The organism is Paenibacillus sp. PastM-3 (genome assembly GCF_029893965.1).
In the GTDB taxonomy this organism is placed as follows: domain Bacteria; phylum Bacillota; class Bacilli; order Paenibacillales; family Paenibacillaceae; genus Paenibacillus_AQ.
This window is the reverse complement of record NZ_JARXXP010000027.1, coordinates 52,231-61,585: the sequence shown is the minus strand read 5'-3', so window position 1 is coordinate 61,585 and position 9,355 is coordinate 52,231. Positions and strand designations below refer to the sequence as shown.

Genomic DNA, 9,355 nt, shown 5'->3' with positions numbered 1-9,355 from the left:
TTTATATGAGTGCTTGATTATTTGTGCAGTCCGCATTCTGTCTTCTCGTTGCCAGACCATCTGCCGGCACGCGGGTCTTCACCAGGCATTACAGCACGTGTGCATTGTTCACAGCCGATGCTCGGGAAGTTACGGTCATGCAGCGGATTGTACACCACATTGTTGGCGCGGATATAATTCCATACATCCTCGGATGTCCAGTCAGCGATCGGATTAAATTTAACAAGACCGAATTTGTAGTCGTATTCTACCTTCTTGGCGTTGGCGCGGGTTGGTGCCTGGTCGCGGCGGATACCGGTAATCCATGCTTCATACTGCGACAGGATCCGGGTCAGCGGCTCTACCTTGCGGATTGCGCAGCATTGGTTCGGATCAACAGTCCAGAGGTTTTCACCGTACTGCTGAGCCTGCTCCTCAACGGAAATTTGCGGCGATACTCGGACGAATTCCATTCCGTATTTATCAGCCATAACATCTCTGGTCTCATACGTTTCTTTGAAGTGGAAATCTGTATCCAGATAAAACACATCTGTCGACGGACTTACCTTCTGCAGCATATCGACAAGCACTACATCTTCAGCGCCAAAGCTGCAGGCAAAAGTGATGTTGGGAAAAGTCTCTACTGCCCAGCGGATAATTTCCTCGGGTGAAGCATTCTCCAGTTCCTCAGCCTTAACCTTAATTAAATCTTCTTTCTCAAGCAGGTTCATCTTGTATTCCTCCATCCTAATATATAAAACGCTTATTCCGTCAATTCCAACTATTCTTATATGGAATAGTATAAGCGATACAACGCTGAAGTCAATACTTTTATCCATTTTGGGTTAAAGTCTGAACGAATACCTGCAACTTGTCCTTCTTTTCTGATTTCCGAGCTCACTTTCCAGCTTTATCTCCCCTATCCTCATCGTTACTATTGACAGCAGCATGATCAGTTTTTAGCCTTTGCAGCACTTCAAGCGTCGGAGCCATAAAATCAGCCCGTTCTTTGTCCAGGATTGCCTGAAGCCGATCCCGATCCTCTTCGGCGCGGTCCAGCAGTTCACGCGGCACCAGGCTGCCCTTAACGATGGATCTTACAATTGTCATTACTATTATCAGCAAAATCAGTGCGACGATATATGCCAGGCCATACTTCTCCGCCAGTGGCATCAGTTTTTCAAGGTTGGATAAATCATTGCTTACCATCCTCCAGCTCCTTTCCTTCCCTTTTTAATGTATATAGCCCCCGGAAACCCAGCGGCAAAATAAAAACGTCTTTAACGGCGTCAAACGCTGCTGTATAGTCCTTACCTGCCACATAAGTTGAAGCCCAGTCAGATGATTTGACTTTAAGCAAGGGCAGCAGCAAATTCATGGCTTATAAACACGGAATCAACATTATTGAACAACCGACATCTGTCCCGGCATTCCCTTTTCCTAAAAGCCTTTGATATGCTGCATGCTCTGCAGTTCCAGCCTGAACGATGCGTTCCAGCACTTCCGCCATTCCCTCTACCGGTACAGTCAGTTCTGCTATATCCGGCTTATCAGTGAATAAAGGCTTCAAGTATGCGGGAACTCCCGCGCGAAAAACAGTGGACTGCAGCAAACGTCCTCCCGGTAAATTAGATCCCAAGTCAATACTTGCCGTTTCAACTGCACGCTCGTCCACTTTGGTGCCACCGTCTGTCACGGCGCCCCTCCTTCCAAGACAGATTTACTGCTGAGTATCTAAGGAATGTCACCCCTTTCCTGCTTCGCGGTTATGCGTAAAATACTCAATTGCGTATTTATTAACTATACTATGTTCAATTTCGTATTTTGTCAATTAAAAATCTCTACTGAAATACGATATTGAACATTTACATTCTTATTTATCCTCTCTATAATGAAAAGAGAATGCGAATCAACGTATATTTGCTTTGGTTAAAAGGAGGGCTACATGTGCGGAGGGCTGAAGTTTTAAAAAAACTGATTGAGGAAACCGGCCTGAACACAAAGGCATTTGCTGAAAAGGCAGGCATTCCCTATACTACACTCAGATCCATGCTGATGAGGGGTGTAGGCGGAGCTTCAGTGGATAATGTGATTAAAGTATGCCGTGCTTTAGGGATAACTACTGAGGAAATGGACCGTCTGGCCTTTAGACCAGACGAGGCTAGCTCCTTTAAACAGGAACTCGCTGAGTTTGAAGCCTTTATTAACAATCCGGAACACAGCTTATTTTTCAAAGATTATCTCGATGCTCCAGAAGAACGTAAACGGGAAATGCTTACCTTTTGGCACTTCATTAAAGACGCTGAGAAGAAAAAATCAGAACCGGGTCAGTAACACAATATTAGTAAGCATTATCGTGGTATCAGCCATCGAGCTGGTTTCACGCACCCATAAATACGAACGTATATTCCCTTTATAGGAGGAAGCTTATGTTTAAACATTATAAAAAAACGCTTCTTGAGCAGTTTATAGAAACTTTGTACATAGAAGATCACATATTTGCGCCAGAGCATATTACCCTCCAGAGGCTTGCTGAAGCCCTTGACGTCTATGTTCAATACTCTCCAATTAGCAGCAGGGCTTATGAGTCGGATTCAGGTGTACGCTGCATTCTCATAGACAGCCGGCTCTCACCTATGAAACAACGGCTAGACTTTCTGCATGAGCTTTGTCATATTCTCAGGCATGCCGGCAATCAGCTGGTTATGCCGGTTCTTTTCATTAAAGCCCAGGAAAGGGACGCTGAACATTTTGTACTCTATGCTTCGATGCCTTACTTTATGATTCAGTCACAGCAGCTGCCCGGTGATTATAATCAGACTATCCAGCTAATATCCGATACTTTTGGCGTTCCAAAAGAGCTGGCAAAAATAAGATTTGATCAAATTCTGCGCCGCGAATACGAGGGTGAATTGACAAATGGATTAACTAATTTCAGTTACCCTGCTCACAGAGTAAACCAGCAACCGGAGTTTCCTGATGTAACTAAAATATTCGCCTACTATGATCCTCACAGCACTTTTGATGGCCCTGATCAACTTATTATAAGGTTAGACTATAAAACATTAACCACGCAGTATGAACTGCCTATACCCAGAGATGTTCGGTTCCAGGAGCTTGAGTGGGAGGCTTTAAAAGATATTGCAGTAGAACCCACTATTAGCGGCGATATTGTTTGTTTCGACGGACAATTAACTTTACAGATTCACAGGCTGGTCTTTAGATACGGATTGTCTAAAAATACTTTTGTGATGCATATGCGGGATGTTGAGCAGATTATTGAAACCGATCAGAGAGTAACACGAAAATTTAATTAAGAGGACATTTTCCCGAAGAATATAAAAAGCCCCTGACCCAAAGGGCCAGAGGCTTGATGTCCTTGAAAAACAAGGGAATATTAACGTTTCGAGAACTGTGGAGCGCGACGAGCGGCTTTGAGGCCGTATTTCTTACGTTCCTTCATACGTGGGTCACGAGTCAGGAAGCCGGCTTTTTTAAGAGCACCGCGGTATTCTGGATCAACCTTCAGAAGTGCACGGGCGATCCCGTGACGGATTGCTCCAGCCTGGCCGGATGTTCCGCCACCGTGTGCAAGAACGATTACATCGTAGCTGCCCAGTGTTTCAGTCAGGTTCAAAGGTTGTCTTACGATCATCTTCAGTGTTTCTACACCGAAGTACTCATCCATCTCACGTTTGTTAATGACAATGCGTCCTTCACCCGGTACAAGGCGAACACGTGCTACCGAATGTTTACGACGACCTGTCCCATAGTATTGTACTTGTGCCATGAAACTGTCCTCCTCTATTCTTATCCGCGAAGTTCGTAAACTTCAGGTTTTTGTGCTGCATGTGGATGCTCGGCGCCTGCATAAACTTTAAGTCTCAGCTTCATGTGATCGCCTTGACGAGTCTTAGGAATCATACCGTGAACAGCAGATTCAATTACACGTTCAGGTTTTGTCTTGAGCAGCTGATCAGCAGTTGTAACTTTCAAACCACCTGGGTGCATCGAGTGACGGTAGTATTTCTTGTTCTGCAGCTTCTTGCCTGTCAGGTGAATCTTCTCAGCGTTGATAACAATTACGAAATCCCCAGTATCAACGTGCGGAGTGAATTGCGGTTTGTGTTTGCCACGGATCAGAGCAGCGGCTTCGCTAGCCAGACGACCAAGTGTCTTGCCTTCGGCATCAATGATGTGCCAAGTGCGTTCAACTTCGTTCGGCTTCGCCATATAGGTGGTACGCATGAATGTTTCCTCCTTGTTCTCGTACGAAAATCTTATGTTTCGTATATCTGATTTCTCATTGGAATTACGATTAAGTTAGTTAGGTAAAGCTTGTTTTGTTAGCATTTTCTTGAGCGGGGCTGTGGGATAGCCATCAAGAAAACACAACTTTTATACTACAGCATAACCACGACAAGTGCAAGTCATTTTTAATCCAGATCTCATTTATTTTCTACAAGTAGAACCGGCCATGCCGTCCCATTCAGGACGGTATCCGTTTCTGCGAGTTTTCCAGATTGTTCAATTATTGTCCTCATCATATTCCACACTCCAAAGTGCAAGTCCTTTAGCAACCGCTGTAGGTCCCGCTGCAGCACGGTTGCATGCTGCCAGAATATCCGCAACTTTGTCCGCCTGGTACTTGCGCTCGCCCACCTGAATCAGCGTTCCCATAATAATACGGACCATGTGCTGCAGAAAACCGCTGCCGGTAATATAAGTATGAATAACACCCTGGTCATCCGAGCCTGGACGGCACATACTGCGGTCAATCTCCATGTAGGCTTCATAAATAGTCCGTACATGCGAAGTCTTGGTTGACTTGCGGGATGCAAATGAAGTGTAGTCATGAGTGCCCACCAGATGCGCCAGTCCCTGCTGCATGGCCATTATGTCCAGCTTCAAGGGGTGGTGGTGCTGCCAGCGCCGCTGAAAAGGGTCGGGAAACCTGTTGCCGTTTATCGTGTACCGGTAGGTCTTCCGTTTGGCTCCTCTACGTGAGTGGAACGAAAGCGGCACCTCCATCGCCTCAGTAACAACGATATCCTGCGGTAATCTGGCGTTAAGCGCCAGACACCATCGTTCCAGCGGTATCTGGGAGGAAGTAATGAAGTTGAACGGCTGACCGTAAGCGTGAACGCCTGCATCCGTCCGGCCTGAGGCTGTAATCTTCAGCGCCTCGCCGGTCAGATGGAGAATCGCCTGCTCCAGCCGGTCCTGAATCGTATTGCCCTGAGGCTGGGTCTGAAAGCCATCATAATGGGTACCGTCATAATTGACCTTCATCAATAGATTGCGCATTTCATTCTTCCTTTCAAGCTCCTAAGCTCACTTAACCGTAATTCATTTTCACAAGTAGAAACGGCTTAGCCGTCCTAAACAGGACGGTAGCCGTTTCTGCGAGAAATATAAGGATGATTTATAGCGTAAAACATATAAATCCTTATATTTAAAAAAAAGAGCCCCGGCGGGAGCTCCTTCTACTCTTTACAAGGTGATTCCCGCGGTTATTGGTACAGCAGGGCCTTATCGCCCCTGCAGCACAATAACATAAATACTTACTGCTCAATCTCCGGAGATCATGAACTTAAAGAGTACAAATCGGAAATCATGACTTGTATTACTACGCGCGGTCTACCAGTTCAAGATAAACCATAGGCGCAGCATCGCCACGGCGAGGTCCCAGCTTCAGGATACGAGTGTATCCGCCTGGACGCTCTGTGTAACGAGGAGCAATATCAGAGAACAATTTTTGGATTGCATCTTGCTCACCGTCTACAGTCTCACGACGAACAAAAGCAGCTACTTGACGGCGAGCATGAAGATCGCCCTTCTTAGCTTTAGTGATCAGTTTCTCAGCGATGGAACGAACTTCCTTCGCTTTGGCTTCCGTTGTCTGGATGCGCTCGTATAGGAACAGATCCGTTACCATGTCACGGAACAACGCTTTGCGCGCACTGGAATCACGGCCCAATTTTTGGTATGCCATTTGTTTTCCCTCCTTCACTCAAGTACTCAAGCAATCTGTGAACTATTCTTCTGTGCGAAGACCCAAACCAAGCTCTTCAAGCTTCTCTTGAACTTCTTCCAAAGATTTGCGGCCCAGGTTACGGACCTTCATCATATCTTCTTCAGTTTTCGTAGTCAGCTCTTGTACGGTATTGATACCGGCACGTTTGAGGCAGTTGTAGGAACGGACAGAAAGATCAAGCTCTTCGATTGTCATCTCAAGCACTTTTTCTTTTTTGTCTTCTTCTTTTTCCACCATAATTTCGGCGTCTTTCGCTTCATCCGTAAGACCTACGAATAAGACGAGGTGCTCGTTCAAAATTTTGGCTCCGAGGCTTACAGCCTCTTCCGGTCTGATACTGCCATCAGTCCAAACTTCCAGCGTCAGCTTGTCATAGTTAGTCACTTGTCCGACACGAGTGTTATCAATGACATAGTTTACGCGGGAAATCGGCGTGTAGATGGAGTCAACCGGAATTACACCGATTGGCTGATCGTCGCGTTTGTTCCGGTCTGCTTGGACATAGCCGCGACCACGGCCTGCAAAAATACGCATGTGAAGTCTCGCGCCAGGTCCCAGCGTTGCAATATGAAGATCCGGATTGAGGATTTCAACATCGCTGTCCGCACGGATATCACCTGCGGTAACGATGCCTTCACCCTCAGCATCAATCTCGAACACCTTCTCTTCGTCTGAATGGATCTTCAGCGAAAGAGCTTTGAGGTTCAGAATGATTTCCGTCACATCTTCCATTACGCCAGGAACGGTCGAGAACTCATGCAGAACGCCGTCAATTTGGACCGAAGTCACAGCGGCTCCCGGCAGGGAGGACAGCAGAATCCGGCGAAGCGAGTTCCCCAGAGTCGTGCCATATCCACGTTCCAGCGGTTCAACTACGAATTTCCCATAGGTTCCTTCATCATTGGCTTCTACGGTCTCAATTTTCGGCTTTTCGATTTCTATCACGAGTGTACCCCTCCTTCAAACGTCGCTCCTATATGAAACTGTCACCCCATCAGGTGCATCATGTAGTATGCCTAAACACCTATTATTAGCAGATGCGTCAGAATTATACCACAATCACAATTCTGATTTCACTATACGCGGCGACGTTTCGGCGGACGGCATCCATTGTGAGGAACCGGAGTTACGTCTTTAATGAGGTTTACTTCAAGACCAGCGGCCTGAAGGGAACGGATGGCAGCTTCGCGGCCCGCACCCGGTCCTTTAACCATAACTTCAACGGACTTCATGCCGTGTTCCATAGCTGCCTTAGCAGCAGTTTCGGCTGCCATTTGCGCTGCAAATGGAGTCGATTTACGGGAACCTCTGAATCCTTGACCACCGGAGCTAGCCCAGGAAATTGCATTTCCGTGAGGATCCGTGATCGTAACGATAGTGTTGTTGAACGTGGAACGGATGTGTGCCACGCCAGACTCGATATTTTTCCGGTCGCGACGTTTTGTACGTACGACTTTTTTCGGTTTAGCCATTGTCTCTTATCACCCCTTCTTATTTCTTTTTGTTTGCTACCGTACGGCGCGGGCCTTTACGGGTACGAGCATTGGTTTTAGTGCGTTGACCGCGAACAGGCAATCCACGACGGTGGCGAACACCGCGGTAACAGCCGATCTCAGTAAGACGCTTAATATTCAAGGAAATTTCACGACGCAGGTCACCTTCAACCTTGACCGATTTGTCGATCGTTTCACGCAGTTTGCTGACTTCATCTTCCGTCAAATCACGGACACGTGTGTTAACGTTAATGCCTGTTTCATTAAGAATTTTCTGGGAAGTCGTTTTACCGATTCCGAAAATATAAGTCAAGGCGATCTCAACGCGTTTGTCACGTGGCAAATCCACACCAGCTATACGAGCCATTTTACGCTACACCCCCTTCTTAACCTTGTTTTTGTTTGTGTTTCGGATTTTCGCAAATTACCATAACAGTCCCTTTGCGGCGGATGACTTTGCATTTTTCGCAAATGGGCTTCACAGAAGGTCTTACCTTCATGTTCATTACCTCCTCAAAGTTTTGCGAAGCAAAACTTTTGTTGTAGTTCCCATCTATTTACGGTAAGTTATACGGCCTTTTGATAAATCATAAGGCGATAACTGCACGACCACTTTGTCTCCGGTTAGGATACGGATAAAGTGCATCCGCAATTTCCCGGACACATGGGCAAGTATTTGATGACCGTTCTCAAGCTCAACCTTAAACGTTGCATTCGGCAACGGCTCAATGACCGTTCCTTCCACTTCAATGACATCTTCTTTAGCCACAGTTAGTCTCCTTTCTCATCAGCACTTTTTCCAGCTGGATTTCCATACTTCATTACTGCGAACCGCAGCTTTCCGTTGGTTACCCGGCCGGTTTCTTCCAAACTGTTCACAACCTCACTGCTTATGAAGGGTATGAGCTCCAGATGATGAATATTCTTCTTCTTCGGCCCGTCAAACTTTCGTTTGTCTCCGTCAGCAATGTATACAAACCTGCTATCAACAACTGCGATAACAACGGCAGCCTCTCCGGCATCTTTGCCTTTGAGAATTCTCACGATCTGACCAACCTGCGGGCTGCTCCCAGTATTCACGTGAAGATCACCTACGCATTCAGTTTTGTGAAAATTTCCATGCCGTCTGGTGTAACAGCTACTGTATGCTCGAAGTGAGCACAGAGTGAGCCGTCTACCGTGACGACCGTCCAGTTATCTTCCAGAGTTCTGACATATCTGTCCCCGGCGTTTACCATCGGCTCAATCGCGAGTACCATACCCGGCTTCAGACGTGGTCCGCGGTCCGCTATGCCATAGTTCGGAATTTGCGGTTCTTCATGCAGTTCTGCCCCGATGCCATGGCCAACATACTCGCGCACGACGGAAAAACCGGCGTCCTCGATATACTGCTGGATCGCATGGGAGATTGTAAACAAGCGCACATCCGGTTTGACTAACGCCAATCCTGCGTACAAGGAGCCTTCCGTGACGTCCAGCAGACGCTGAGCTTCTTCGGAAATGCTGCCCACTCCGTAGGTCCAGGCGGAATCACCGTGATAACCGCGGTACTCGGCACCAATATCCAGCGTCACAATGTCACCTTCGATCAGCTTGCGTTTACCCGGAAATCCATGCACCAATTGTTCGTTGACTGAAGCGCAAATGCTGGCAGGAAAACCGTTGTAACCTTTGAAAGACGGCACAGCACCTTGACTGCGAATATATTGATCGGCGATTCTGTCGAGCTCTCCGGTGGTGATCCCAGGCTCAATGGCCTTGGCAATCAGCCGGTGACTCTCGGCAACAATACGACCAGCTTCCCTCATAAAGGCAAGTTCCTGCTCGGATTTACAAATGATCATTA

General features: G+C 47.0%; 17 protein-coding genes. 2 read left to right on the top strand and 15 right to left on the bottom strand.

The genetic code is table 11. The features are described from left to right. Nucleotides 1–17: 17 nt before the first annotated feature. From M2108_RS26205 to M2108_RS26190, 4 genes are all read right to left on the bottom strand, one after another. A complete protein-coding gene (locus M2108_RS26205; RefSeq protein ID WP_277472319.1) occupies nt 18–710 on the bottom strand; it encodes a phosphoadenylyl-sulfate reductase in 693 nt (230 codons plus the stop codon). 166 nt (nt 711–876) lie between these two features. Next, entirely contained in the window at nt 877–1,188 is a 312-nt protein-coding gene (locus tag M2108_RS26200) for a hypothetical protein (protein WP_277472311.1), read from the bottom strand. Then, a complete protein-coding gene (locus M2108_RS26195) occupies nt 1,175–1,357 on the bottom strand; it encodes a hypothetical protein (protein WP_277472310.1) in 183 nt (60 codons plus the stop codon). Before M2108_RS26195 ends, M2108_RS26200 begins: the two co-directional genes overlap by 14 nt. A 3-nt stretch (nt 1,358–1,360) precedes the next feature. Beyond that, complete coding sequence (locus M2108_RS26190) at nt 1,361–1,675, bottom strand: hypothetical protein (protein ID WP_277472309.1); 315 nt, start codon at nt 1,673–1,675, stop codon at nt 1,361–1,363. 251 nt (nt 1,676–1,926) lie between these two features. On the opposite strand from M2108_RS26190, the gene M2108_RS26185 reads away from it, so the two are divergent. After that, nucleotides 1,927–2,313, top strand: coding sequence for a helix-turn-helix domain-containing protein (locus M2108_RS26185; RefSeq protein ID WP_277472308.1), 387 nt, complete (start codon nt 1,927–1,929; stop codon nt 2,311–2,313). A gap of 95 nt (nt 2,314–2,408) precedes the next feature. Further along, nucleotides 2,409–3,296, top strand: coding sequence for an ImmA/IrrE family metallo-endopeptidase (locus tag M2108_RS26180; RefSeq protein WP_277472307.1), 888 nt, complete (start codon nt 2,409–2,411; stop codon nt 3,294–3,296). Between the two features lie 80 nt (nt 3,297–3,376). Here M2108_RS26180 and rpsI read toward each other — a convergent pair whose 3' ends face one another. The 11 genes from rpsI to map all read right to left on the bottom strand — a co-directional run bounded on the left by rpsI (nt 3,377) and on the right by map (nt 9,353). Then, nucleotides 3,377–3,769 carry a 30S ribosomal protein S9 gene (gene rpsI, locus M2108_RS26175; protein ID WP_090719859.1) on the bottom strand — a complete coding sequence of 131 codons (393 nt, stop codon included), beginning with the start codon at nt 3,767–3,769 and terminating at the stop codon, nt 3,377–3,379. Between the two features lie 20 nt (nt 3,770–3,789). Next, a complete protein-coding gene (gene rplM / locus M2108_RS26170; RefSeq protein WP_277472304.1) occupies nt 3,790–4,227 on the bottom strand; it encodes a 50S ribosomal protein L13 in 438 nt (145 codons plus the stop codon). Between the two features lie 279 nt (nt 4,228–4,506). Further along, nucleotides 4,507–5,286 (bottom strand): tRNA pseudouridine(38-40) synthase TruA, encoded by a 780-nt coding sequence (truA, locus tag M2108_RS26165; protein ID WP_277472303.1) that lies wholly within the window; start codon nt 5,284–5,286, stop codon nt 4,507–4,509. Nucleotides 5,287–5,608: 322 nt separating this feature from the next. Further along, on the bottom strand, nt 5,609–5,974 hold the full coding sequence (gene rplQ / locus M2108_RS26160; protein ID WP_019908254.1) for a 50S ribosomal protein L17: 366 nt from the start codon (nt 5,972–5,974) through the stop codon (nt 5,609–5,611). Nucleotides 5,975–6,016: 42 nt separating this feature from the next. Next, entirely contained in the window at nt 6,017–6,961 is a 945-nt protein-coding gene (locus tag M2108_RS26155) for a DNA-directed RNA polymerase subunit alpha (RefSeq protein WP_068727647.1), read from the bottom strand. Between the two features lie 131 nt (nt 6,962–7,092). Then, entirely contained in the window at nt 7,093–7,488 is a 396-nt protein-coding gene (rpsK, locus tag M2108_RS26150; protein ID WP_062520357.1) for a 30S ribosomal protein S11, read from the bottom strand. A 19-nt stretch (nt 7,489–7,507) separates the two neighbouring features. After that, nucleotides 7,508–7,876: a 30S ribosomal protein S13 gene (gene rpsM / locus M2108_RS26145; protein WP_042181056.1), complete on the bottom strand. Its 369-nt coding sequence runs from the start codon at nt 7,874–7,876 to the stop codon at nt 7,508–7,510. 19 nt (nt 7,877–7,895) lie between these two features. Then, nucleotides 7,896–8,009 (bottom strand): 50S ribosomal protein L36, encoded by a 114-nt coding sequence (gene rpmJ / locus M2108_RS26140; RefSeq protein WP_003322638.1) that lies wholly within the window; start codon nt 8,007–8,009, stop codon nt 7,896–7,898. 53 nt (nt 8,010–8,062) lie between these two features. Beyond that, nucleotides 8,063–8,278 (bottom strand): translation initiation factor IF-1, encoded by a 216-nt coding sequence (infA, locus tag M2108_RS26135; protein WP_018753971.1) that lies wholly within the window; start codon nt 8,276–8,278, stop codon nt 8,063–8,065. Between the two features lie 2 nt (nt 8,279–8,280). Further along, nucleotides 8,281–8,589 carry a KOW domain-containing RNA-binding protein gene (locus M2108_RS26130; RefSeq protein ID WP_277472295.1) on the bottom strand — a complete coding sequence of 103 codons (309 nt, stop codon included), beginning with the start codon at nt 8,587–8,589 and terminating at the stop codon, nt 8,281–8,283. Nucleotides 8,590–8,600: 11 nt separating this feature from the next. Next, entirely contained in the window at nt 8,601–9,353 is a 753-nt protein-coding gene (map, locus tag M2108_RS26125) for a type I methionyl aminopeptidase (RefSeq protein WP_277472294.1), read from the bottom strand. Nucleotides 9,354–9,355: the final 2 nt, after the last annotated feature.

Coding starts and splice junctions, on each gene's coding strand:
- M2108_RS26205 (WP_277472319.1), bottom strand. CDS start 710: ATGAACCTGCTTGAGAAAGAAGATTTAATTAAGGTTAAGGCTGAGGAA.
- M2108_RS26180 (WP_277472307.1), top strand. CDS start 2,409: ATGTTTAAACATTATAAAAAAACGCTTCTTGAGCAGTTTATAGAAACT.
- rpsM (WP_042181056.1), bottom strand. CDS start 7,876: ATGGCTCGTATAGCTGGTGTGGATTTGCCACGTGACAAACGCGTTGAG.
- rplQ (WP_019908254.1), bottom strand. CDS start 5,974: ATGGCATACCAAAAATTGGGCCGTGATTCCAGTGCGCGCAAAGCGTTG.
- rplM (WP_277472304.1), bottom strand. CDS start 4,227: ATGCGTACCACCTATATGGCGAAGCCGAACGAAGTTGAACGCACTTGG.
- rpmJ (WP_003322638.1), bottom strand. CDS start 8,009: ATGAAGGTAAGACCTTCTGTGAAGCCCATTTGCGAAAAATGCAAAGTC.
- truA (WP_277472303.1), bottom strand. CDS start 5,286: ATGCGCAATCTATTGATGAAGGTCAATTATGACGGTACCCATTATGAT.
- rpsI (WP_090719859.1), bottom strand. CDS start 3,769: ATGGCACAAGTACAATACTATGGGACAGGTCGTCGTAAACATTCGGTA.
- M2108_RS26195 (WP_277472310.1), bottom strand. CDS start 1,357: ATGAATTTGCTGCTGCCCTTGCTTAAAGTCAAATCATCTGACTGGGCT.
- rpsK (WP_062520357.1), bottom strand. CDS start 7,488: ATGGCTAAACCGAAAAAAGTCGTACGTACAAAACGTCGCGACCGGAAA.
- M2108_RS26200 (WP_277472311.1), bottom strand. CDS start 1,188: ATGGTAAGCAATGATTTATCCAACCTTGAAAAACTGATGCCACTGGCG.
- map (WP_277472294.1), bottom strand. CDS start 9,353: ATGATCATTTGTAAATCCGAGCAGGAACTTGCCTTTATGAGGGAAGCT.